The following is a 20,761-nucleotide window of genomic DNA, read 5'->3' on the forward strand; positions in this document are numbered from 1 at the left end:
AGTGCGGACGGCGGGGCCCCTCCTATGGACTATCGCTACCCTCAGCGTAAAGAAAGCGCTTGCCTGTCCAGATAACATCTAACCAGGCATGCACCGCCATGAAATCGTCGACCGTGCCGCCCCATTTCTTCACCGAGGACAAGGCGTGGTGATACGGATGTGCCATGGCCACCCCCTCAGAAGTCATGGGTGAAGAGTTCAGACGAGGTGAAGCGCTCGTTGAACTCGAGATGGATACAGCGGGCCGCGGCATCGAAGCAGAACTCGCCCCAGGCACCGTCGTTGTTTTCCCAGCCGCAGTGGGTATCGGAGAGGAAATCGTAGGCAAGCTGCTCGACGACATCCTCAAGCGACAGGCTGCGCATTTCGACCTCGGGGTCGTCCCAGGTGAGCGCCGCGTATTCGATCTCGGTCTTCGGGAACTCGACCGCGGTCTCGCCGGACCATGCGCCGATGCTTTCGATCTGGCCGCTGTCACCGGCACCGTCAAAGGTCACGGTGACATGGGTGATGCTGGCGGCCGTGAGGCCATCGAAGAGGCGATCCTTGTTGCCGGGACGCAGCGCGTCAATCCGGGCAGCGCGTTCGGCATGCGCCGCGAAGATCTGGCCCATGTCGACGGTTGAGGGCGCCATCGGGGGCGCGAGGGTGGGTTCAGTCGGGATCATCGGATGTCTCCGGTAAGAGGAAGGGATCGAAGCCGGGCCGGGCGATCTCTCTCCCCCGGGGCAAGCTCCAAATCCCCCCTGCCCTCCTCTGTCTCTCGGGCCTCACGCAGCGACCTGCAGCGCCCGGGCGGCGAAGGCGCGCCAGAGCGGGTCGACGAGACGCCCGTCAAGAAGGTCGGCGCGGTGGCGCAGCCGTTCCGCCAGATAGGGCTCACACCAGGCCGCCGTGCGGCAGGCCAGCGCGCGCAGCTGGCTTGCCTCAGTCACCACGCCCCGCGCCTCGGCCGCGCTAATCACCGGGTGGCTCCACGCAACGGCGCCATCGCTAGCGGCCCCGGCCAGCACAAGGCGCTCGTCGCGGTCGAGGATCGCCAGAAGCTGGGGCGCAGCATCCGGGGCAATCCCTTCGGCATGGTCGATCGCGCCCTGCATGGCCACGGCCAAGGTCGCGAAATGGGCGAGGACGAGCGGAGCGGCCCGGCCCGACATCAGATCGGCCGGTGCGCGGCGCGACAGGGTCAGGGCGAAGGGGTGATTGTGGTCAGCGTCGTCCGAGGAAAAATGCGGTGGGACGACCCGCGCGTAAGTGGTCGAGTGGATAGGCAATGGCAGGTCGAACATGGGGAGATCTCCGACGGCGCGGGAAGCCTCTCTCCCCGCCTCATCCGTCAAAGACCAAACCGCCGCCCTCTTCCTCGAAGGGGCGACGGTAGCAAGTCTGGTGCCACGATCAGAGCTTGCCGAGGGCCCGCAAGCTCAGCTCGGTCCCGCCGCCGACGATGATGTGGTCATGCAACGTCAGGCCGAGATACTTGCACCCCTTCTGGATCTCCTTGGTCATGCTGAGATCAGCCTCGGACGGCGTCGGATCACCCGACGGGTGGTTGTGGATCAGGATCAGGGCGCTGGCGTTCAGCATCAGCGCCCGCTTGATCACCTCGCGCGGATAGACTGGGACATGGTCAACCGTGCCGGTCGAGAGAAGCTCATCAGAAATGATGCGGTTCTTGCGGTCGAGATAGAGGACGTGGAACCGCTCGATTGGGCCGCGAACGGTGAGCGCACAATAGTCCATCAGCGCCTGCCAGCTGCCGATCACCGGGTTCTGACTGAGGTAGCGGCCGAGGATGTCGCGTGCCTCGAGGATGACGGTTTCTTCCTGGGGGGTCATGAAGGTTCTCGCTGAATTGCGCAGGCCGAAGCCCCCCGCCCTCTCGGGGCGGGGCCAGTGGCGTGCATGTGGAAGGAGAAAGCGCGACCGCCGCGCGCGAGGGCGGTCGCGATGTCGGACCAAGCGTCAGCCGACGCGGTCGAGGAGCTTCTTGGCGCGCCCTTCCATATCGAGGCGGGCATCCTGCTGGGTCTTGTCGCGCGCAAGCCGCGTGATGCCCTGCACGAAGTCGAAGATGCTCTCGGGCGGGCGGCCTTCCTCCATCAGCACCTTCTCGATGATCTTGCCGGACTCGGCCTTCGAGAAGCCGCGCTTGCGCAGGAAGTCATCCCGGTCCTCGTCCGTCCGTGCCACGATCTGCTGCCGCGCCGCCTTGATCCCGTTCACGAAGCCCTGCGGCGAGGAATTGGCGAAGCGCGTCAGCGCGGGAGCCGCTTCATGGGCGAAGCGCGAGGCGGCGTATTTCGAGTGGCGGATCTTGATCTCCTGAAAATCCTCGACGCCCCAGAGGTTCCGGTTCTGGCACACCGCCCGCAGGTAAAAGCTCGCCATGCCGAGCGTCTTGGCGCCCACCTCGGAGTTCCAGCAATAGAAGCCCCGGAAATAGAGATCGGGGGAGCCGTCGGGCAGCCGCCCCGCCTCGATCGGGTTGCGATCATCGACCAAGAACAGGAAGACGTCGCGGTCCGAGGCATAGAGCGTGGTCGTGTCGCGGCTGATTTCGACATCGGGGTTGTAGACCCCAGTCGACCAGTCAAGCACCCCCGGCACCTTCCAGCGCGTGTCGCCGGTGCCATTGCCCGCGATGCGCTGTACCGCTTCGACCAACTCGTGATCATGGATGCGGCCATAGTCCGGGCCAGTCACCGCGCGCAGTTCGGTGCGGCCGTCTTCCGTCTCGAAGGTCTTCACCTGCTCAGCCCGGTGATTGGTCAAGCCGTATTGCAGGTTGATCCCTGCCAGCGGCGCGGGCAACTGCCGCAGGTAGGACGCCGGGGCACCGACGATGCTGGCAAGCTGGCCGAAGGCCCAGTGCGTGGGCGCGACCGGTTCATGCGCTTTCGGCAGCATAAGATGCAACCGCTCGGGGTTATCGCGCGCGGCCTCCACGCGGATGTCCGCCGTCTGCACGACCCGGCTGCGGCTGCGCTCGGAGCGACCTTTCACACTGGCCCAAAGATCGTCTAGCGACAGATACCGCTCGTCATCGGGCCGGTTGAACCATTCGGACGACACCCGCCCGTTCCGCTCACCCCGGCTTACATCCACTTTCCAGCCACCAGCCCGCGTCGGTGCGACCGGATCCAGAACTTCCACAACGCCCATCGGCTATCTCCCGCGACGGGCGCCGGGAGCCACTCTCCCAGCCTCAACCCGTCACCGGTAAACCGGCCAAACTCGGACTCTCAGACGCAGGACGCAAACGTTTGTTTCATGGCCAAAATGGAAAACTCCTGCGCTTGCTGTCCGGCGCCAACCTTCACACTGTGTGCCACTAGATGCTTTCGTCGCAACTGCCCATCGGCGGTGCGTAATCATAGACTTTCGAAGCCAATTGGACGAAAAATGAAGTTGAGTGGGCGGTTTGGGTCTTAGGTAGAATGGGGAGCAGTATGCTCAGGAACGCTTTGCTGCTGGACGCCAAGGGAAACCCGATCCACCAGGATCACAAGGTGCTTTCCGATGACTGGGATGAGATCAAGGATTGGTCGAGCAAGGTCTACATGCCTTATGACGTTTCACCGACGGGCAAATTCGACCGGCCGCTTTCCACAATGCACTCAGCGATGATCGGCCGGATCACCGTCACGCGCTTTGCCTATGGCATCCCGGTCAACATCCGCGACTGGTCGCAGGATGCCGGAAACGCCGTGGTGCTTACGACGATCGGGGGCACCGCGCGGCACTGGGTAGATACCGACAACGCGGTGGAAACACCGATCGGCGGGTCGTTCGTGGTGGATTGCAGCCGCACCGACTACAACGTTGATTTCGATCCCGACCACCTGCAACTGAACCTGACCATCCCCCACCGGGTGCTGGAACAGGTCTGCAAGGACTGGTTCGGCTTTGTACCCGGCGATGCACTCTGGCAGCACAAGTGCCGGATCGGCGGCGAGAATTCCAGTTGGCTGGCATTGATGCACTATGTCGTGGCCTGCCTTGCCGAAGCGCCGGACCGCCTGGCGCATGACCGGGCCGGGCGGCATCTGGAACAGACGATCTGCATCCATCTGCTGAACGAATGGGCCGCAAGGGCCGGGCTTGGTCTGGACGATCCGGCCCAGACCCTCGCACCAAAGACTGTGCGTTTGGCCGAGCAATACATGACCGATCACGCGGCCAGCCTGCCAACCATGGGCGAGGTCGCCGCGGCGGCCGGCACGTCAATCCGCAGCCTGACGGCGGCCTTTCGCAAGTTTCGCAACTATGCACCGTCAGACTTTCTGCGCGAACAGCGGCTGCAAGGCGTGCGGCGCGACCTGATTTCGTCCGAGGCAGGGAAAACCGTCTCGATGGTTGCGTATCGCTGGGGCTACATTTCGCTTGGTGAATTCGCCAAAGCCTACAAGGCGCGGTTCGGGGAACGTCCTTCCGATACCCTGCGTCGCTGAATATCTGCCGATGGCAGACAGGGCTTTCCGATGGCAGACAGACGGGCTGCCGTTCCCTTCCTAATTCTGGTGCATCCCGTCGAGGAGGACGGGCAAACGCACTCGGCCATCTCGGCAGCCGACCAAAGCGTGGCGGCGAAGATGATGGCGGAGTGGTCATTTGGGAGGATGAACATGAACACATCGCTGAAATCAGCCGCTGACGCGGTTCTGGCGCGGGCGGTTTCCGGCACACCCGGCGTTCCCGGCGTGGTTGCCGTTGCGACAGACGCAAAGGGCAACATCTATGAAGGCGCCGCCGGGAAACGGCAACTCGACGGATCGGTTGACATGACGACTGACTCGGTCTGCGCCATCTTTTCCACCACCAAGGCCATCACCGGCACCGTGTGCCTGCAACTGGTCGAAGAGGGCAAGCTGGACCTTGACGCGCCGGCCAGCACCTATGCCCCCGAAATCGCCAAATGCCAGGTCATCACCGGGTTCGACGCGTCGGGCAATCCGACCTTCCGCCCGCCCAAGCGCGAAATCACCACGCGCATGTTGCTGTTGCACACGGCCGGGTTTGCCTATGACTTCTTCAACGAAACCTACAATCGGTTGGCCACCGACCACGGGCAGCCGTCGGTCGTGACGGCATCGCGCGCGGCGATCACCACGCCCATCCTGTTCGATCCCGGCGAAGACTGGGAATATGGATCGAACATCGACTGGGCGGGACAGGTCGTCGAAGGCATCCTCGGCCAACGTCTGGGTGTCGCCATGCAGGACCGCGTGTTCGACAGGCTGGGCATGACCGACAGCGCCTTTGCGATGCGCCCCGACATGCGGGCGCGTATGGCAACCATGCACCAGCGCGATGCCGCAGGGGTGCTGTCGCCGCTGGTGGACTGGACCCTGCCGCAGCCGCCCGAGATCGACATGGGCGGGCACGGCTTGTATTCGACGGCGCTCGACTACGCCAAGTTCATCCGCATGTGGCTGAACGACGGCAACGGCCCAAACGGCCGCGTCCTGAAACCTGAAACCGTTGCGATGGCTGAAAAGAACGGCCTTGGCGAGTTGAAGATCAAGGGCTTGCCCAGCGTCATCCCCAGCCTGTCGAACTATGCCGAGTTCTTCCCCGGCATGCCAAAATCCTGGGCGCTGACCTTCATGGTGAACGAAGAAGACGCCCCGACCGGCCGCCCCGCAGGCGCGCTGGCGTGGGCGGGGCTGGCCAATCTCTACTACTGGATCGACCGAAAGAATGGCATAGGCGGCTTCTGGGCCACGCAGATCCTGCCATTTGCCGATCCGGCGTCAGTCGGGGGTTATGTGGACTTCGAAACGGCCGTCTACCGCAACGCGATCAAGGCCGCAGCTTAATGAAGTGAACCCGGCGGGTTTCCCCGCCGGGCCCCGAGGGGGAGACCCCGTTCTTTTCAGAACGGGATCTCGTCGTCGCGGTCGACCAGCTCGGGGGACTCAAACTCGGCCGATTTCGGGCGGCTCAGAAAGTCGACCTTCTCGGCGATGATCTCGCAGCCGTAGCGGTCGGTGCCGGTCGCGTCGGTCCACTTGGTGTAGTGAATGCGGCCGTGGACGAGGACCTTCATGCCCTTTTCGCAGTGCTCTGCGACAGTCTTGCCGAGACCGTTGAAGCAGGTGATGCGGTGCCATTCGGTGTCCATGACCCGGTAGCCGTTCTCGTCGCGCATCACGCGACCTTCCGAGAGGCGCGGTCGCGAGGTGGCCAGGGTGAAGTTGGTGATCTTCGTGCCGCTTTGGGTCGCGCGCACTTCGGGCTTTTGACCGATGTTGCCGGCGAGGATGACGATGTTCTGCATGGTAAGCTCCTGTGTTTTCTGTCCCTGGGACCGTCCCTTCGACAAGACCCGGAAAAAGCCAGTCGGCTGAGGCGTGCACGGGAGACGGAACGGCGACCGGAAACCTCCAGAGGGCCGGGGTGGAGCGGGCAGCCCTGAAAGGGCAACTCGGCCCGGACTGACGCGGGGTTGCGCGCCAGAGGCCGAACAGGCTTAGGGGATTGTCAGTCGAAGGGATGGCGCCGGGGACAGGAGCGACGTGGGGCTCTTGCAGAACTCGGCCTTCCTGGCCAAGGCAAAGGGGTTCAAGCCCTTGCGAAAGAATTGACCATGCGGCTCAAGCTAACCTCATCCCCCTGCCCTATCGCGGTGACCTCCGTGCGAGTTGCGATGTTGCGACCTGTCGGCTATCCCGGATGCATCATTCGGACACGAGGACCCAATGGCTGATTTCAATTTCGAGGCGATGTCGCTCAAGGAACTGCGGCAGTTGCAGAAGGACCTCGCCAAGGCGATTTCCACCTATGAAGACCGGCACAAAGCCGAAGCCCGCGCTAAGCTAGAGGCCATAGCCAAGGAGATGGGCTACTCTCTAGCCGAACTGATCGGCGTCGAGGTCAAAGCTATGCGTGCGCCAGCCGTGGCGAAATACCTGCACCCTGAGAACGCAGGCATCACCTGGTCTGGCCGAGGCCGGAAACCGCAGTGGTTCGCAGACCACATCAACGCCGGCAAGGACCCGAGCGCTCTGGCGGTCTGACGGAGTTGGGTGACCCCGCCCGGGCGAAGCATGGCCCAAGTTAAGGAAACCGGTTTTTGCTGACACGACTGTTCGATCATGTTAGAAAAACGACGATTTCTTAACACGACGCGGAGCACATGTTAAAGCCGACCTATGCCATTCCCGCCCTGCCACCCCCGGCCGAGATCGAAACCGTTCCGGTCCTGAAGGCGCTCGCTCGCGCCAGCCGCGCGCTTGCAGATCTGAAGGGTCAGGCCAAGACCATTCCGAACCAAGGCATCCTGATCGATACCTTAGCGCTTCAGGAAGCCAAGGCTTCGTCGGAAGTCGAAAACATCGTCACAACGCAGGATGAACTGTTTCAGGCGGATGTTTTCCCTGACGATCCGCAGTCCCCGGCGGCCAAAGAAGTAGCGCTGTATCGCGACGCTCTGCGGCTCGGATACGCACGCTTGGGCGAAACCGGCGGCCTGATCCCAAATTCGGCGCTCATCGACATGTTCCGCTTGCTGAAGGGCCGCAGCGATGGATTTCGAGTGACACCGGGTACTGCCCTCAAGAACGAGCAAACAGGGGAGATCGTCTTCGTCCCCCCCCAGGATGCGCACGAAATTGTCCGCCACATGACGGCGCTCGAACGGTTCATCAACGACGATGAACTCAGCGAGCTCGATCCGCTCATCAAGATGGCTTTGATCCATCATCAGTTCGAAAGCATCCACCCGTTTCCGGATGGCAACGGACGTATCGGGCGCATCCTCAACGTACTTTATCTGACCAGAACGGGGTTGCTCGACATCCCGGTGCTCTACCTGTCGCGGTTCATCACCCGTAACAAAGCGGACTACTACAGGCACCTTCAGGCGGTGCGCGACACGGGCGATTGGGAACCCTGGGTCATCTACATGCTGGAGGCCGTTGCAGAGACTTCTGCCACAACAGTCGAGATCGTCACCGGCATCCGACAGCAAATGGCGGACGTGAAGCATCGGCTACGTGAAGACTTGCCGAAGATTTACAGCCAGGAACTTCTGAACAACTTGTTTCGCCATCCCTACACCCGGATCGAATATCTGCAGAACGATCTGGATGTCAGTCGGCAGACGGCCGCGAAGTATCTCGATACTTTGGCTGAGCAGGGCTTTGTCGAAAAGCATCGCTCTGGAAAGCACAACTACTTCATCAACGTCGCCCTGGTGAAACTCTTCCTCGACGTTTCGGGCGGACCGTAAACTCGACACCGGGCGTTCGGCTCCTTGGGCAGTCGTGCCGACCTCCGCGTCGGTTCAGATTTCCGGGCCACCGAGAGGTCTGAAAGCCGAACGGACCGGATCGGGGACCCTGCCCCGATGCCGAGCTCTCGGGACAAACCGTGGGCCTTATGCCCACGGGTCGACCTCAGCGATCACTTGAACCTCGTCGCCGTCGATTTCATCAGCGGGGACGGCGCCGAAGGTTCCATCCCCTGCCTGGAAGACGACGATCGAGACCATGAGCGTGGCGGCGAGGGAGGCGGCGAAGGCGTGTGCATCTTTGCGGGACATCTGTTTGGCTCCTGTCTTGGAGGCGGGGGACCATCCCCCGCGCGACAGGACCCCGCAGGCCCGAAGACTGGCTGACATCATCGGGTGCGTTCGGCTCGCCCGAATCCACCCGGCGGCACGGGCTCGCCCGTAGTCCGACCCCTTGCGGGTTGATCTCGAAGACAGGATTCGGGGCAAGGAAGGGAATGGCGAGCGGGGGATGGTGCCCTGACGACTGGAGCCGGTTGTCCCGCTGATGCTTTCAACGCCGCAAGCCTCCCGGGCAGGCTCTTGGTTGGAGGCCTCCGTCTTGGAGGATGGATCCTTTGGTGCCCCGCGATTTCGCGGGACGAGAGTGTGGTCGGTGAGAGGCCCGCCCTTCGGCAGGCCCCTCACGCATTCTCAGGGCTCAGGCGGCCATGTCTGCGCCCCTGGCATTAGGAACCGGATGCGGTGCAAGAGCGCATCATCAAGGCCGACAGTTCTTCTCACGACATCCTCTACCCGACCGTCACGCCGAAGAGCATACCGACTGCTGCTGTCGCTGCCATGGCGAGCCCGCCCCAGAAGGTGACGCGGACGGCTCCCTTGACGATCCCCGCACCGCCGGCTGAGGCACCGAGCCCGCCCAGCACCGACAGCGCGATCAAAGTAGTGACCGCGACGATGAGAGTTATCTGAGCGGCAGGCACGAGGGCCGAGATGATAAGGGGAACGACCGCGCCGACGGCGAAGGTTGCCGCCGAAACGAGGGCGGCCTGGATCGGATGCGCAGTCACAGTTTCCGAGATGCCCAACTCGTCACGCGAATGGGCGCCAAGCGCGTCCTTCTCGGTCAGCTGAAGCGCGATCTGCCGTGCGAGACCTTCGTCGAGCCCGCGCCCGACATAGATACGTGTGAGCTCGACGAGCTCGGCCTTGGGCGTATTTTTCAGCTCGCGCGTCTCGCGGGCGATGTCGGCCTGTTCCGCATCGGTCTGCGAACTGACAGAGACGTATTCGCCGGCAGCCATCGACATCGCTCCGGCGACGAGGCCGGCAAGTCCGGCGATCAGGATTTCGGGACGACCAGATCCGGCCGCGGCGACCCCTACGACCAGGCTCGCAGTTGAGACGAGGCCGTCATTCGCCCCGAGAACGGCAGCCCGCAACCAGCCGATGCGATGCACCATGTGGATTTCTGAATGCGACAGACGACTCATCAGAGAAAACCTTTCCAAGCCGCAATCGTGCGTATGCGTTACGATAGCGGGACCATCAGACGATAGCCCATCAGCTTCGTCGCGCAATGCTCGGGGTCAGGTCTCATCTGGCCTTGACCTTCCAGTCACGGGAAGGTCCACATTGGCATCGAAGGCCATGCCTTGGCCTTCGCGCGGCACGGTCCGCGAAAGGAGAACGTCATGTCCACCGTCGATCCCCACGCAAGCCACGTCCGCACCGACGACGAAATGCCGACGCAACACGATGCGCCTGCAACCGGCCCGACGGACATCGACCCCGTCTGCGGCATGACGGTGACCCTGAAGCCGGACATTCGGACCGAGAACTTCGGCGGCAAGGACTTCCATTTCTGCTCGGGCAAGTGCCAGACGAAGTTCAAAGCCGATCCGTGGTTCTACGCCTCGGGCCGCGCCGCTGGCCGCAAGAAGGCCGCCCCGGATAACGTCCAGTACACCTGCCCGATGCATCCGGAGATCGTCCGAGATGCGCCGGGAGCCTGCCCGATCTGCGGCATGGCGCTGGAGCCGATGGTCCCCTCGGACGAGCCGAGCGAGGAACTGACAGACTTCACGCGGCGGATGTGGATCTCGGCCGCCGCGGCGGTGCCGCTCATCATTCTGACGATGGGCGAGCTGGTGGCGCTGCCGGTGCGTGACTGGGTCGGCCACCAGACGGCCAGCTATCTCGAGTTCGTGCTGGCGACGCCGATCATCCTCTGGGCGGCGCTGCCGTTCTTCCGGCGCGGCTGGGAGTCGGTTGTGAACAGGTCGCCCAACATGTGGACGCTGATCAGCCTCGGGGTGGGCGCGGCGTATCTCTATTCGCTGGTCGCGACCTTCCTGCCCGGCGTGTTCCCGGACGCCTACCGGATGGGCCACGGGGTCGGCACCTACTACGAGGCGGCAGTGGTGATCGTGGCGCTGGTCTTCGTGGGCCAGGTGCTGGAGCTGCGCGCGCGAGAACGAACCGGCGACGCGATCCGCGCCCTTCTGGACCTCGCGCCCAAGACCGCGCGGCGCATCTTGCCGGACGGTACCGAATACGACGCGCCGCTGGAAAACATCATGGCAGGCGACAGGCTGCGCGTCCGCCCCGGCGATGCGGTCGCGGTCGACGGGACGGTAATAGAGGGGCGATCGGCACTGGACGAGAGCATGCTGACCGGCGAGTCGATGCCGGTCGAGAAAGGCCCGGGTGATGCGGTGACCGGGGCCACGATCAACAAGAACGGCTCTCTCGTGATCGAGGCGGGCAAGGTCGGGTCCGACACTGTGCTCGCACAGATCGTGGCGATGGTGGCGAACGCGCGCCGGTCGCGCGCGCCGATCCAGGGGCTCGCCGACCGCGTGTCGGCGGTGTTCGTGCCGACCGTGGTGGTCATCGCCATCGCGGCCTTCGTCGTCTGGCTGACCGTGGGCCCCGAGCCCGCGCTGGTCTTCGCCATCGCCTCGGCGGTGTCGGTCCTCATCATCGCCTGTCCCTGCGCGCTGGGGCTGGCCACACCGATCTCGATCACCACGGCGGCGGGACGCGGGGCACAGGCCGGCGTGCTGATCAAGGACGCCGAGGCGCTGGAACGCATGGCGGGCGTCGATACGCTGATCGTGGACAAGACCGGCACCCTGACCATGGGCAAGCCGAAGCTGACGGACACCATCGCGATATGGAACCTGCCGGAAGCGGACCTGTTGTCGCTGGCCGCAGCGCTTGAGCGCGGTTCGGAACACCCGCTGGCCGAGGCGATCGTCGAGGGCGCCGAGGCGCAGGGTGCGCCGCGTCAGGAGGCGACCGACTTCGAGGCCGTCACCGGCAAAGGCGTGCGCGGCCAGGTCGGCGGACGCGCGGTGGCGCTCGGCAATGCCGCGATGATGCTGGAGATGGGGCTGGACCCGGGTGCGGCCGAGGTGAAGGCGGACACGCTACGCGCCGAGGGGAAGACGGCGATGTTCGTCGCGGTCGATGGCGCGCTTGCCGGGATTGTGGCGGTAGCCGACCCGATCAAGGACTCCACCGCCCAGGCCATCAGGGAACTTCATGCCCAGGGGCTGCGGGTGCTCATGGCGACGGGCGACAACGAGCGCACGGCGCAGGCGGTGGCGGGCAAGCTCGGCATCGACGAGGTGCGCGCGGGCATCCTGCCCGAGGGCAAGAAGGACCTGATTGAGCAGTTGCGCCGCGATGGCCACAAGATCGCCATGGCGGGCGACGGGGTGAACGACGCGCCCGCGCTGGCCGCCGCCGATGTCGGCATCGCCATGGGCACCGGCGCGGATGTGGCGATGGAAAGCGCCGGGATTACCCTGCTGGGTGGCGACCTCATGGGCATCGTCCGGGCCCGCAAGCTCGCCCGCGCCACCCTGCGCAACATCAAGCAGAACCTGTTCTTTGCCTTCGCCTACAACACGCTCGGGGTGCCGGTCGCAGCGGGGCTGCTCTACCCGCTCACCGGGATGCTGCTGTCGCCGATGATCGCCGCCGCAGCGATGAGCCTGTCGTCGGTGTCGGTGATCACCAACGCGCTTCGGCTCAGGCAGATCGACTTGTGAGGGACTGACGATGGCCGAGGAACCGAACCGCTGGGAAGACGTCTACCAGAGCAAGAAGGAGGGCGAGACGAGCTGGTTCGAGGACCGCCCGCAGGTCTCGCTCGATCTCATCGCCGCGACGGGCGTGGGCAAGGACGCGGCCATCGTCGATGTCGGCGCGGGATCCTCTCGGCTGGTGGACTGCCTGCTGGAACAGGGGTTCCGCGGGATAACTGTGCTCGACCTCTCAGACACCGCTCTTGCGAAAGCCCGCTCGCGACTGCCTCAGGATGCGCCGGTCGAATGGGTGGTGGCGAACATCCTGCACTGGCAGCCTACCGGCCGCTTCGACGTCTGGCATGATCGGGCCGCGTTCCACTTCCTGACCGGGGCCGCCGACCAGGACGCCTATCTGCGGGTCATGGATCGCGCCCTGCTCCCCGGCGGCCACGCCATCATCGGAACCTTCGCGCCCGACGGCCCGACGCAATGCAGCGGCCTGCCGGTCGCGCGCTATGACGCGGCCCTGCTTTCGGAACGGCTGGGTAGCGGATATCGGCTTGTCCGATCGCTGAACCACGAACATCGTACACCCTGGGGCAGCGTGCAGCGGTTCCATTTCGGGCTTTTTCGGAAGGTCTGACGGGGGTCGGGAAAACGTCAATCTGCAGCCGCGTTGGACCGCTGCGCCTGCGCGTCGCGAATGTGTTCGGGCCAGGTCGACTTGATGTAGTCGAGAATGGCTTCGATCTCGCTTTCCGCAAGCACGGACTCGAAGCCCGGCATGCTCGACGTGAAGGTCACACCCATGTCGTCCAGGACAGCCTGCCCGCCACGGGCAATGTAGTCGATGAGCATGGCGTCATCGTGATGCCAGGTGTGGCCCGTCTCGTCATGGGGCGGCGCCGGATAAAGGCCGTTGGCGTCAGGGCTGCGCCAGTCGGGCTGTCCCTCCAGATCCACGCCGTGGCAGGCTGCGCAGTGCTCGACGTAAAGCGCGCGGCCGGAGTCGGTGTCCGTCTCGGAAGCGTGGAGGAACGCCGCAGCCGGAACCGGCATGAGCCCGATCATCAGGGAGAATGCAGGCAACAGATGCCGACCGGGCAAGAGCGGTTTGACCGGCATTCGGTGCCCCTGTCGGCGCCACGACCCAGCCATCAGCGAAAGAAGACGTATTTGACCAGTGCGGCAACGACGAGCACCACTAGAACGGCGACCACCACGCCCCACAGCCCCATTCCCCACATCATGCCGTCGCCCATCATCGTTCCGATCTCCTGACTCCTAGTGGTCGCGCGACCTTCCCGAGAGCCCGTCGATGATCGGGCAATCCGGGCGGGCGTCGCCGTGACAATTCTCGACAAGATGCCCGAGCATCTCCCGCAACCCGGTCAGTTCCGCGATCTTGCGGTCGATCTCGCCAAGCTTCTCGGTGGCGATCGCCTTCACATCCGCGCTGGCGCGGTCCCGGTCGGTATAGAGGGAGAGCAGCTGGCGACATTCCTCGACCGAGAAGCCGAGGCTGCGGGACCGCTGGACGAAGCGCAGCCGGTGGACGTCCTCGTTGGAATAGTCGCGGTACCCGTTGGCAGCCCGGTCGGCGGTCAGCAGACCGATCTCCTCGTAGTAGCGGATCGTCTTGGGCGGCAGGCCCGATTGCCTAGCGGCAGTCCCGATGTTCATGGAGCATCTCCTGACCTTGCCGTTCCAGTATAGGGGTTCTAGTTACTGGAAGCTCAAGAAATTTCGAAGCGACAAACGGACGTGGCCGCGCGGCTGAACCGCGCGGCCATCCGGGTCTCAGTTGGCGTTCTCGGCCAGCCAGGCGGTCATCCGCTCGATCTCGGGGCCCTGCGCTGCGATGATCTCTTCGGCGAGCGCGCGCATCTGCGGATCGTCCCCATGTGCGAGCAGCACCTCCGCCATGTCGATGGCGCCCTGATGGTGGGCGATCATTCCACAGGCGAAAGCCACGTCGGCATCCTCCATCATCATGCCGTCGTGCATGGCCGGCATGGTGATCATCATCCTGCGCATGTTCTCCTGAACGTGTTCCGGCTGGGCCGCGAGGTCCACACCTCCCATGCCCATCATGTCCATCATGGCCGAGCCCATGGCGCCGCCATGATTACCGTGCATGCCGCCATGACCCATGGCCGAATGGTCAATGCCACCCGAGGCAGCGGCTGTCGTGCACTGTTCGGGCAGCTTGAACTCCGCGTCCTGCGCCAAAGCGGGCGCCGAGAAGGCAGTTGCGGCGACAGCCGCGGCGAAGATCGTCTTTGCGATGTTCATCGTGAGTTTTCCTGATTGTGTGAATTTCATTGGCGATCAGACAGCCATACGTCGGGGCGGCGGCAGCACCATCCCCGGATCGCTGCCCGTGTCATGGACTGCTGATGCAGAAGTCGCCCCGTCTCCGCAGACAATCACGGACAGGTCTTGCGGTCCGACCGAAATGCCCGGACGGAAGTGCGCCATCATGCAACAGGCCATTGCCGCAGCGCCACAGTCTGCGTTCGACTTGACGTTGAGATGGCCGACCTGATCATCCTGTTCCATGCGCGCATGGTTGCGATGCATTTCTGCCTGCACCACGTGGTCTTCGGCAGACGCGCTCTCAGTGCCGACGGGCGGCCAGACAAGGACGAAGGCCAGCGTGAGCAACGCTGCCAATCCCATTCTCCAGATCCACGCCGTCTTTTTCATCAGTACTGGTCCATCAAGGGAAACCGCTGTGCCAGAAAATACAACCCGCTCGCCATCAGCACGTTCCTCCTGGCATCGTCACCGACAGTCGGCAGGACATCACGCCGCGCGGCGCGGCGGAAACCCCGCGTCCTCAAGCACGGCCGCCACGGCGGACTGATCGGCGCCCGACACCACGGTGACGCGCTTCAAGTCGAGATCGATATCGACCTTCGCCTGCGGATCGACTGAATGGATCGCCTTGGTGACGCTTCTGGCGCAACCGCCACACGCCATGTCGTCGACTTGGAATTGCATGAGAGTCTCCCGAGCATCTGGTTTGCTTTGAAGATGGGGCTTCCAGTTGATGGAAGGTCAAGGGTGGCCTTGCTTTGATCCGCGCACTTCGGCTCAAGCTTCCGTGTATGGAAGTCGATTGCGTTGCGACTGGATGGATTTCCCGACTAAATCAGCAAGAATCAGGGCGTGGTACGGATGACCTGAAAACCACGCGACTTGGCGCGGGTGCGCTATTGCGAACAGGAGGGCCTACAATGCGATTGATGATATCTCGCCGCGGTTTCGTGCTTGGCGCCTGCGCTGTTTCAGTAACGGCAGCGGTGCCGGCCACGGCCGAGTCCAGACCTGGTCTTCACGTCCTCAGGGATCCCAACTGCGGATGTTGCTCGGCCTGGGTCGACATCCTGCAGGCCGATGGCTTCGAAGTAACGGTCGAGGAGAGCGAAGGAGCGGCGCTCGCGCAGTACAAACTCGACAACGGTATCCCGCCGGCCATGGGTTCGTGCCACACCGCCAAGATTGCGGGATACATGATCGAAGGACATGTTCCGCCTGCCGATATCCGCCGTCTGCTGGACGAGCGTCCGGACGCCATCGGAATTGCCGTGCCCGGCATGCCCTACGGGTCGCCGGGCATGGGGCCGGCAGGCGAACGTGAAGCCTATGAGGTGTTCCTCATCCGGCGAGACGGATCAACAGAAGTCTATGCCAGCTACGCCGCAGCGTGACTTCAGCGCGGGCCAGTTGATGACCGCGTCCGCATCATCCGGCCAAGGCTGCCGGCAGCTCCGGTCCGACAGGGACGATGCCGGTGGGATTGAGCGCCGTCATCGAGTAGTATCCGGCATTGATGTGGTCGAGGTTGACGGTTTCCTGCACGCCGGGCAGGCGCAAGACGCGTTGCATGTAGGCGGAAAGGCGCGGGTAGTCGGCGATGCGGCGCAGGTTAGTCTTGAAGAGGCCATGGTAGGCGGCGTCGAAGCGGATTAGGGTGATTAAGGTTGTCGGCCTCGGAAAAGGGAGAGCCAAAAAGGTATTCGCCGGTCAGGCGATTCTCCAGCTGGCCGAGCGTTTGGAACACGCCCGCTAACGCCTCATCATAGGCGGCTTGGCTGGAGGCAAACCCGGCCCGGACTGACGCGGGGTTGCGCGCCAGAGGCCGAACAGGCTTAGGGGATTGTCAGTCGAAGGGATGGCACCGGAGATGGGGGCGACCTGAGGCTCTCACAGAACTTGGCCTTCCTGGCCACGGCAACGGGGTTAAAGCATTTACGAAAACACCGACCCTGCGACTCAAACCGACCTCACCCCCCTACCCTATCGCGGTGACCTCCGTGGGATTTGCGATGTTGCGACATGACGGCTATCCCGGACGCATCATTCAGGACACGAGGGCCAAATGGCTGATTTCAATCTCGAGGCGATGTCGCTCAAGGAACTGCGGCAATTGCAGAAGGACCTCGCCAAGGCGATTTCCACCTATGAGGACCGTCACAAGGCCGAAGCCCGCACCAAGCTGGAAGCAATCGCCAAGGAGATGGGCTACTCCCTCGCCGAACTGATCGGTGTTGAGGTGAAAGCCACCCGTGCGCCAGCCGTGGCGAGGTATCGCCACCCTGAGAACGCAGGCATCACCTGGTCTGGCCCTGGCCTGAAACCGCAGTGGTTCGCAAACGCGCTGGCATCTGGGAAGACCACTAGCCAAATGGAAATCTAGTCAGGGGACGTGGAAACTGCGCAGGGCAGTTTTTCAGCCACGCTAGCGAGTCCACATCCGGCAAATGAGTGCGATCTAGAAACATCGGGTACGGCTGGGGCAGACAGATTTGGTCTGCCCCAGCCGAAGTGATCACGGAGCCTTGATCTCTGCGTAATCCCCACCCGTGCGCAGTGTCACGGTGACCGGCGCCTCGGTGCGGTTGCGCCAGAACCAGCCGTGGTTGCCAGTGAAGGCGGCAGTGAGGTCGCCTGCGGCATCGGGAATGGCGCGACCTTGCTCATAGCTGATTTTCTGGCCGCTGCCGTCGCCGTGAAGATCAAAGTTCACCACGCTGCCGTTCGCCGTCCAGAAGAACCGGGCGGTCTGGCCTTCCTCCATGGAGAGCTTCACCTCGATCCCCTCGCCAGGGTTCAGGGTGTAGCTGACCTCGTCGCGCCATTCGGGGGTGGCGGGTTCGGCGGTCGGTTCCAGAGCGGCGGCCTCGGCGACAGCGGCGTCGACCGGGTCGGGCGCAGGTGTTGCCGCCGCGTCGGGCGCTGGCTCTGCCGCGACCGGGGCCGCTTCCGCGGCCTCGGTCAGGCCCGGCGGGGTGCCGATCACGGCAGAGATGGCCGCAAGCTGGGCGTCGATCCGGTCAAGCCGCGCGAGGATTTCAGGCGCGGGGGCGGCCGTGGCAGGCGTGGCTTCAACGGCGGCGAGAGGCGCCGCTGCGGCTGCCTGTGCATCAGCCGCGGCTTCCGCAGCAAGCTGCTGCTTGATCTCGCCCATCTCGGTCAGCCCGGTCAGGGCACCAACCCCGGTCGGGTCGATCCCGTATTCGGCGGGCAGCCAGAACAGGACAAGGATCGCCCCTGCCGCGCCGGCGGCCAACAGGGTGGACCGGATCAGCCCGCCCGGCGTGGCCGGAACCGACTGGACAGGTGCGGCCGCCGCAGGGTGGCGGGGTTCGGCCCGCAAGGGGGCTTTCGAGATATCGAAACGGTTGGTCATGGGTCTCGCCCTCCTTTCAGGCGACGAAATAGCCGGTGATCTGCAGGCCCATCAGGGCAAAGCCAGCCACCATCATCAGGACATTCGCGGCATAGGCCTGCCGCGCGAAGGCAGGCCGCGCCCGCCAGTGGGTCATCGCCGTCAGGATCAGGGCGAGCGCCATCAACTGGCCAAGCTCGACCCCCAGGTTGAAGGCGATGAGGTTGCCCAGAAGGCCGTCGGCCGAGATGTCGTAATCCTGAATCTTGGTCGCCAGACCAAAGCCGTGCAGCAGGCCGAAGATCAGCGTCGCGGCCTTGGTGTTCGGCTGCACCCCGAACCACAGGCGGAAGGCACCGAGGTTGTCGAGCGCCTTGTAGACCACCGAAAAGGCGATGATCGCATCGATGATGTAGGCGTTGATCGAGATGGACCACCAGACACCGGCGATCATCGTGACCGAATGGCCGATGGCGAAGATGCTGACGTAGGTGGCGATGTCCTTCGCCCGGTAGAGAAAGAAGATCACCCCGGCGAGGAACAGCAGGTGGTCATAGCCCGTCACCATGTGCTTGGCGCCGAGGTAGATGAAGGCGATGGGGCGAAAGCCCGTCACCTCTTGCACGTACCCTGCGTCGCCTTCGGTGACGTTGTGGGCAAGGGCCGCGCCTGCAAGCAGCAGGGCGGTGAACAGCGTGGCGAGGGCGATCAGCGCCTGCCATGGCATCGGGGGGCGCCAGTGCGCCCGAAAAAACTGAATCATGTGATGTTTCCTGACGTGAGAGATCTGACCGCCCTGGATGCCGGGCGGCGGCTCAGATCAACGTCAGTCGGGGCGGCCGTCGCGGGCCATCACGGATGGTGCCGGAGGCGACAAGGGAGTCCGGGCGCAGCGTCCGCTCGGGTGGCGGAGGAACTTCCGCCTCGGGCGGTGCGAGCAGCGCGGCGCCGACATGGTCGTGGTCGCTTGAATCGTGATGATCCGCACCAGCGATGTCATGTGCATGGCCATGCTCAGCGTGATAAGCGCGGTGGTCGGCCTCTGCCGCCATCGCCCCCGGACCATGCTTGACGGCTTCAACGGTGGGGGCACTGGCCAGCGACAGAGCAAGGCATAGGACCGCCCAAAGCGCCCTTACCCCCCGCCATGCTGGTTCCGCTGCACGCATCATTTTTCTGCCGGGTTGACCCCGCTTCGCTTCTTGCCTCATCCCCCCTGGGGGGATAGCATCGGTATATGCCGGAAGATCACACCCACGCAAGCCACCCTGCCATCGCCACTCGGCTGAAGCGCGCCGAGGGGCATTTGCGCCGCGTCATCGGCATGATCGAGGAGGGACGGCCCTGCGTCGATCTGGCGACCCAACTGCATGCCGTCGAACGCGCCGTGGCCGAGGCGAAGCGGGCGCTGATCCACGATCACATCGACCACTGCCTGACGGGCGGGGGCGCGCATGATCTGGCCGAGATCAAGGCCCTGACAAAGCTGCTCTGATGCTTAGCACCCTGCGCAACCCCACATTCCGCCACCTCTTTGCCGCGCAAATCGTGGCGCTGGTCGGGACGGGGCTGGCCACGGTGGCGCTTGGGCTGCTTGCCTGGCAGTTGGCGGGCGACAACGCGGGTGCGGTTCTTGGCACGGCGCTGGCGATCAAGATGGTGGCCTATGTCACCTTGGCTCCAGTTGCAGCAGCTGTCGCCGAACGCCTGCCGCGCCGTGCGTTTCTGGTTGCACTGGACCTGGTCCGCGCAGCCGTGATCGCCTTCCTGCCCTTCGTGGATCAGGTCTGGCAGGTCTATGTCCTGATCTTCTTCCTGCAGGCCGCTTCTGCCGGGTTCACCCCAGCCTTCCAGGCGGTCATCCCAGACGTGCTGAAGGACGCGGATGACTACACCCATGCCCTGTCCCTCCTCCGGCTTGCCGAAGATCTGGAACAGCTCGCCTCGCCCATGCTGGCAGCGGCCCTGCTGACGGTCGTCAGCTTCCCGGTGCTGTTTCTGGGCACGGTCGCGGGCTTTATCGCCTCGGCCCTTCTGGTCGTGACAGCGCGCCTGCCCGCGCGGGCGAAGGCAGAACCCGGCCACTTCTGGGCCGACGTGACCAAGGGCATCCGCATCTACATCCGCACCCCCCGCTTGCGCGGGCTGATGGTGATGGAGGCCGCCGTTGCGGCAGCTGGAGCCATGGTTTACGTCAACACGGTCGTTCTGGCGCAGGCCCGGCTTGGACTGGGCGAGGAAGCCGTGGCGCTCGCCTTTGCAGGCTTTGGCGCGGGGTCGATGCTGGCGGCCTTCCTTCTGCCGCGCATCCTGAACCGTCTGGAAGACCGCTCCGTGATGATCGGTGGCGCTGCCCTAATGGTCGCAGGCGTCGCGCTGGTGCCCCTGGTGGGCAGCCTTCCCGCGCTGATCGCGCTTTGGGTCGTGATCGGCTTCGGCTTTTCACTGACGCAAACGCCCATCGGACGGATCATCAACCGATCCGCGCGCGAGGCCGACCGGGGCGCGGTATTTGCCGCGCAATTCGCCCTCTCTCACGCCTGCTGGCTGGTCACCTATCCTCTTGCTGGCTGGATCGGTGCGGGAGCCGGGCTCTCAACGGCCGCAGTTACTCTGGCTATGATCGGAACGGCGGGCCTTGCTGCCGTTTGGCACCTGTGGCCCGCGAACGACGAGTCAGTCCTCCCGCATGACCACCCAGACCTTCCACCGGGGCACCCGCATCTGGTCGAGCATGGCGAGCACCACACCCACGTCGTAGTGATCGACGACCTGCATCGCCGCTGGCCGAAGGCTGCCTGATCCCGC

27 protein-coding genes are annotated in these 20,761 nt (G+C 64.1%); 10 read left to right on the forward strand and 17 right to left on the reverse strand.

Features of this window, described 5'->3' with window-relative positions:
• Positions 1-22: 22 nt before the first annotated feature.
• The 5 genes from CUR21_RS18560 to CUR21_RS05490 form a co-directional block, all read right to left on the reverse strand.
• A complete protein-coding gene (locus tag CUR21_RS18560; protein ID WP_157791942.1) occupies positions 23-166 on the reverse strand; it encodes a hypothetical protein in 144 nt (47 codons plus the stop codon).
• Between the two features lie 10 nt (positions 167-176).
• On the reverse strand, positions 177-668 hold the full coding sequence (locus CUR21_RS05475; protein WP_100196023.1) for a DUF6878 family protein: 492 nt from the start codon (positions 666-668) through the stop codon (positions 177-179).
• A 102-nt stretch (positions 669-770) separates the two neighbouring features.
• Positions 771-1,289: a DNA repair protein RadC gene (locus CUR21_RS05480; protein ID WP_100196024.1), complete on the reverse strand. Its 519-nt coding sequence runs from the start codon at positions 1,287-1,289 to the stop codon at positions 771-773.
• A 109-nt stretch (positions 1,290-1,398) separates the two neighbouring features.
• Positions 1,399-1,839, reverse strand: coding sequence for a RadC family protein (locus tag CUR21_RS05485; protein WP_100196025.1), 441 nt, complete (start codon positions 1,837-1,839; stop codon positions 1,399-1,401).
• A 126-nt stretch (positions 1,840-1,965) separates the two neighbouring features.
• Positions 1,966-3,165 (reverse strand): DUF932 domain-containing protein, encoded by a 1,200-nt coding sequence (locus CUR21_RS05490; RefSeq protein WP_100196026.1) that lies wholly within the window; start codon positions 3,163-3,165, stop codon positions 1,966-1,968.
• A 287-nt stretch (positions 3,166-3,452) separates the two neighbouring features.
• Between CUR21_RS05490 and CUR21_RS05495 the strand changes: the two genes are divergently transcribed.
• Positions 3,453-4,454 carry a helix-turn-helix transcriptional regulator gene (locus CUR21_RS05495; protein ID WP_100196027.1) on the forward strand — a complete coding sequence of 334 codons (1,002 nt, stop codon included), beginning with the start codon at positions 3,453-3,455 and terminating at the stop codon, positions 4,452-4,454.
• Positions 4,455-4,484: 30 nt separating this feature from the next.
• Complete coding sequence (locus tag CUR21_RS05500; RefSeq protein WP_232622700.1) at positions 4,485-5,822, forward strand: serine hydrolase; 1,338 nt, start codon at positions 4,485-4,487, stop codon at positions 5,820-5,822.
• A 56-nt stretch (positions 5,823-5,878) separates the two neighbouring features.
• On the opposite strand, the gene CUR21_RS05505 is transcribed toward CUR21_RS05500, so the two are convergent.
• Positions 5,879-6,283, reverse strand: coding sequence for a single-stranded DNA-binding protein (locus CUR21_RS05505; RefSeq protein ID WP_100196028.1), 405 nt, complete (start codon positions 6,281-6,283; stop codon positions 5,879-5,881).
• Positions 6,284-6,704: 421 nt separating this feature from the next.
• Between CUR21_RS05505 and CUR21_RS05510 the strand changes: the two genes are divergently transcribed.
• Together CUR21_RS05510 and CUR21_RS05515 are read left to right on the forward strand one after the other, a co-directional pair.
• Positions 6,705-7,022, forward strand: a complete 318-nt coding sequence (locus tag CUR21_RS05510; protein ID WP_100196029.1) for an H-NS family nucleoid-associated regulatory protein — start codon at positions 6,705-6,707, stop codon at positions 7,020-7,022.
• Between the two features lie 119 nt (positions 7,023-7,141).
• Entirely contained in the window at positions 7,142-8,236 is a 1,095-nt protein-coding gene (locus CUR21_RS05515) for a Fic family protein (RefSeq protein WP_100196030.1), read from the forward strand.
• Positions 8,237-8,383: 147 nt separating this feature from the next.
• On the opposite strand, the gene CUR21_RS18755 is transcribed toward CUR21_RS05515, so the two are convergent.
• Both CUR21_RS18755 and CUR21_RS05520 read right to left on the reverse strand, forming a co-directional pair.
• Positions 8,384-8,548: a hypothetical protein gene (locus CUR21_RS18755; RefSeq protein ID WP_167384016.1), complete on the reverse strand. Its 165-nt coding sequence runs from the start codon at positions 8,546-8,548 to the stop codon at positions 8,384-8,386.
• Positions 8,549-9,027: 479 nt separating this feature from the next.
• Positions 9,028-9,729 carry a VIT family protein gene (locus tag CUR21_RS05520; protein WP_100196031.1) on the reverse strand — a complete coding sequence of 234 codons (702 nt, stop codon included), beginning with the start codon at positions 9,727-9,729 and terminating at the stop codon, positions 9,028-9,030.
• Positions 9,730-9,978: 249 nt separating this feature from the next.
• Here CUR21_RS05520 and CUR21_RS05525 point away from each other — a divergent pair, with 249 nt between their 5' ends.
• Both CUR21_RS05525 and CUR21_RS05530 read left to right on the forward strand, forming a co-directional pair.
• A complete protein-coding gene (locus CUR21_RS05525; protein WP_100196114.1) occupies positions 9,979-12,297 on the forward strand; it encodes a heavy metal translocating P-type ATPase in 2,319 nt (772 codons plus the stop codon).
• 10 nt (positions 12,298-12,307) lie between these two features.
• Entirely contained in the window at positions 12,308-12,919 is a 612-nt protein-coding gene (locus tag CUR21_RS05530; RefSeq protein ID WP_100196032.1) for a trans-aconitate 2-methyltransferase, read from the forward strand.
• 17 nt (positions 12,920-12,936) lie between these two features.
• Here CUR21_RS05530 and CUR21_RS05535 read toward each other — a convergent pair whose 3' ends face one another.
• The 5 genes from CUR21_RS05535 to CUR21_RS05560 all read right to left on the reverse strand — a co-directional run bounded on the left by CUR21_RS05535 (position 12,937) and on the right by CUR21_RS05560 (position 15,282).
• On the reverse strand, positions 12,937-13,401 hold the full coding sequence (locus tag CUR21_RS05535; protein ID WP_232622701.1) for a cytochrome c: 465 nt from the start codon (positions 13,399-13,401) through the stop codon (positions 12,937-12,939).
• Positions 13,402-13,560: 159 nt separating this feature from the next.
• The gene (cueR, locus tag CUR21_RS05545) at positions 13,561-13,959 is read right to left on the reverse strand and encodes a Cu(I)-responsive transcriptional regulator (protein WP_072342258.1); all 399 of its coding nucleotides are present in this window, start codon (positions 13,957-13,959) and stop codon (positions 13,561-13,563) included.
• 117 nt (positions 13,960-14,076) lie between these two features.
• A complete protein-coding gene (locus CUR21_RS05550) occupies positions 14,077-14,571 on the reverse strand; it encodes a DUF305 domain-containing protein (RefSeq protein ID WP_100196034.1) in 495 nt (164 codons plus the stop codon).
• Between the two features lie 36 nt (positions 14,572-14,607).
• On the reverse strand, positions 14,608-14,985 hold the full coding sequence (locus tag CUR21_RS05555; protein WP_157791943.1) for a hypothetical protein: 378 nt from the start codon (positions 14,983-14,985) through the stop codon (positions 14,608-14,610).
• A 99-nt stretch (positions 14,986-15,084) separates the two neighbouring features.
• Complete coding sequence (locus CUR21_RS05560) at positions 15,085-15,282, reverse strand: heavy-metal-associated domain-containing protein (RefSeq protein WP_100196036.1); 198 nt, start codon at positions 15,280-15,282, stop codon at positions 15,085-15,087.
• A 236-nt stretch (positions 15,283-15,518) separates the two neighbouring features.
• On the opposite strand from CUR21_RS05560, the gene CUR21_RS05565 reads away from it, so the two are divergent.
• Positions 15,519-15,992, forward strand: a complete 474-nt coding sequence (locus CUR21_RS05565) for a DUF411 domain-containing protein (RefSeq protein WP_232622702.1) — start codon at positions 15,519-15,521, stop codon at positions 15,990-15,992.
• Between the two features lie 34 nt (positions 15,993-16,026).
• Here CUR21_RS05565 and CUR21_RS18565 read toward each other — a convergent pair whose 3' ends face one another.
• Positions 16,027-16,293 (reverse strand): hypothetical protein, encoded by a 267-nt coding sequence (locus tag CUR21_RS18565; protein ID WP_157791944.1) that lies wholly within the window; start codon positions 16,291-16,293, stop codon positions 16,027-16,029.
• A 370-nt stretch (positions 16,294-16,663) separates the two neighbouring features.
• Between CUR21_RS18565 and CUR21_RS05575 the strand changes: the two genes are divergently transcribed.
• Complete coding sequence (locus CUR21_RS05575; protein WP_100196038.1) at positions 16,664-16,981, forward strand: H-NS family nucleoid-associated regulatory protein; 318 nt, start codon at positions 16,664-16,666, stop codon at positions 16,979-16,981.
• Positions 16,982-17,113: 132 nt separating this feature from the next.
• On the opposite strand, the gene CUR21_RS05580 is transcribed toward CUR21_RS05575, so the two are convergent.
• Genes CUR21_RS05580 through CUR21_RS18570 form a run of 3 tightly spaced genes read right to left on the reverse strand, consistent with a single transcriptional unit; the run spans position 17,114 to position 19,125 of the window.
• Positions 17,114-17,974, reverse strand: coding sequence for a hypothetical protein (locus tag CUR21_RS05580; RefSeq protein ID WP_100196039.1), 861 nt, complete (start codon positions 17,972-17,974; stop codon positions 17,114-17,116).
• A 16-nt stretch (positions 17,975-17,990) separates the two neighbouring features.
• Positions 17,991-18,716: a HupE/UreJ family protein gene (locus CUR21_RS05585; RefSeq protein ID WP_100196040.1), complete on the reverse strand. Its 726-nt coding sequence runs from the start codon at positions 18,714-18,716 to the stop codon at positions 17,991-17,993.
• Positions 18,717-18,768: 52 nt separating this feature from the next.
• Positions 18,769-19,125 carry a hypothetical protein gene (locus tag CUR21_RS18570; protein ID WP_157791945.1) on the reverse strand — a complete coding sequence of 119 codons (357 nt, stop codon included), beginning with the start codon at positions 19,123-19,125 and terminating at the stop codon, positions 18,769-18,771.
• 65 nt (positions 19,126-19,190) lie between these two features.
• Between CUR21_RS18570 and CUR21_RS05590 the strand changes: the two genes are divergently transcribed.
• Positions 19,191-19,448, forward strand: coding sequence for a metal-sensing transcriptional repressor (locus tag CUR21_RS05590; protein ID WP_100196041.1), 258 nt, complete (start codon positions 19,191-19,193; stop codon positions 19,446-19,448).
• Complete coding sequence (locus CUR21_RS05595) at positions 19,448-20,755, forward strand: MFS transporter (RefSeq protein WP_100196042.1); 1,308 nt, start codon at positions 19,448-19,450, stop codon at positions 20,753-20,755. The genes CUR21_RS05590 and CUR21_RS05595 overlap by 1 nt, the downstream gene beginning before the upstream one ends.
• The last annotated feature ends 6 nt before the right edge of the window (positions 20,756-20,761 follow it).

Origin of the sequence: Pseudorhodobacter sp. MZDSW-24AT (genome assembly GCF_002794355.1) — a bacterium.
Classification (GTDB): domain Bacteria; phylum Pseudomonadota; class Alphaproteobacteria; order Rhodobacterales; family Rhodobacteraceae; genus Pseudotabrizicola.

What these genes read in the sequence shown, in the direction of transcription:
- CUR21_RS18560 (WP_157791942.1), bottom strand. Translation starts at nt 166, where the DNA reads ATGGCACATCCGTATCACCACGCCTTGTCCTCGGTGAAGAAATGGGGC.
- CUR21_RS05475 (WP_100196023.1), bottom strand. Translation starts at nt 668, where the DNA reads ATGATCCCGACTGAACCCACCCTCGCGCCCCCGATGGCGCCCTCAACC.
- CUR21_RS05480 (WP_100196024.1), bottom strand. Translation starts at nt 1,289, where the DNA reads ATGTTCGACCTGCCATTGCCTATCCACTCGACCACTTACGCGCGGGTC.
- CUR21_RS05485 (WP_100196025.1), bottom strand. Translation starts at nt 1,839, where the DNA reads ATGACCCCCCAGGAAGAAACCGTCATCCTCGAGGCACGCGACATCCTC.
- CUR21_RS05490 (WP_100196026.1), bottom strand. Translation starts at nt 3,165, where the DNA reads ATGGGCGTTGTGGAAGTTCTGGATCCGGTCGCACCGACGCGGGCTGGT.
- CUR21_RS05495 (WP_100196027.1), top strand. Translation starts at nt 3,453, where the DNA reads ATGCTCAGGAACGCTTTGCTGCTGGACGCCAAGGGAAACCCGATCCAC.
- CUR21_RS05500 (WP_232622700.1), top strand. Translation starts at nt 4,485, where the DNA reads ATGGCAGACAGACGGGCTGCCGTTCCCTTCCTAATTCTGGTGCATCCC.
- CUR21_RS05505 (WP_100196028.1), bottom strand. Translation starts at nt 6,283, where the DNA reads ATGCAGAACATCGTCATCCTCGCCGGCAACATCGGTCAAAAGCCCGAA.
- CUR21_RS05510 (WP_100196029.1), top strand. Translation starts at nt 6,705, where the DNA reads ATGGCTGATTTCAATTTCGAGGCGATGTCGCTCAAGGAACTGCGGCAG.
- CUR21_RS05515 (WP_100196030.1), top strand. Translation starts at nt 7,142, where the DNA reads ATGTTAAAGCCGACCTATGCCATTCCCGCCCTGCCACCCCCGGCCGAG.
- CUR21_RS18755 (WP_167384016.1), bottom strand. Translation starts at nt 8,548, where the DNA reads ATGTCCCGCAAAGATGCACACGCCTTCGCCGCCTCCCTCGCCGCCACG.
- CUR21_RS05520 (WP_100196031.1), bottom strand. Translation starts at nt 9,729, where the DNA reads ATGAGTCGTCTGTCGCATTCAGAAATCCACATGGTGCATCGCATCGGC.
- CUR21_RS05525 (WP_100196114.1), top strand. Translation starts at nt 9,979, where the DNA reads ATGCCGACGCAACACGATGCGCCTGCAACCGGCCCGACGGACATCGAC.
- CUR21_RS05530 (WP_100196032.1), top strand. Translation starts at nt 12,308, where the DNA reads ATGGCCGAGGAACCGAACCGCTGGGAAGACGTCTACCAGAGCAAGAAG.
- CUR21_RS05535 (WP_232622701.1), bottom strand. Translation starts at nt 13,401, where the DNA reads ATGCCGGTCAAACCGCTCTTGCCCGGTCGGCATCTGTTGCCTGCATTC.
- cueR (WP_072342258.1), bottom strand. Translation starts at nt 13,959, where the DNA reads ATGAACATCGGGACTGCCGCTAGGCAATCGGGCCTGCCGCCCAAGACG.
- CUR21_RS05550 (WP_100196034.1), bottom strand. Translation starts at nt 14,571, where the DNA reads ATGAACATCGCAAAGACGATCTTCGCCGCGGCTGTCGCCGCAACTGCC.
- CUR21_RS05555 (WP_157791943.1), bottom strand. Translation starts at nt 14,985, where the DNA reads ATGAAAAAGACGGCGTGGATCTGGAGAATGGGATTGGCAGCGTTGCTC.
- CUR21_RS05560 (WP_100196036.1), bottom strand. Translation starts at nt 15,282, where the DNA reads ATGCAATTCCAAGTCGACGACATGGCGTGTGGCGGTTGCGCCAGAAGC.
- CUR21_RS05565 (WP_232622702.1), top strand. Translation starts at nt 15,519, where the DNA reads ATGCGATTGATGATATCTCGCCGCGGTTTCGTGCTTGGCGCCTGCGCT.
- CUR21_RS05575 (WP_100196038.1), top strand. Translation starts at nt 16,664, where the DNA reads ATGGCTGATTTCAATCTCGAGGCGATGTCGCTCAAGGAACTGCGGCAA.
- CUR21_RS05580 (WP_100196039.1), bottom strand. Translation starts at nt 17,974, where the DNA reads ATGACCAACCGTTTCGATATCTCGAAAGCCCCCTTGCGGGCCGAACCC.
- CUR21_RS05585 (WP_100196040.1), bottom strand. Translation starts at nt 18,716, where the DNA reads ATGATTCAGTTTTTTCGGGCGCACTGGCGCCCCCCGATGCCATGGCAG.
- CUR21_RS18570 (WP_157791945.1), bottom strand. Translation starts at nt 19,125, where the DNA reads ATGATGCGTGCAGCGGAACCAGCATGGCGGGGGGTAAGGGCGCTTTGG.
- CUR21_RS05590 (WP_100196041.1), top strand. Translation starts at nt 19,191, where the DNA reads ATGCCGGAAGATCACACCCACGCAAGCCACCCTGCCATCGCCACTCGG.
- CUR21_RS05595 (WP_100196042.1), top strand. Translation starts at nt 19,448, where the DNA reads ATGCTTAGCACCCTGCGCAACCCCACATTCCGCCACCTCTTTGCCGCG.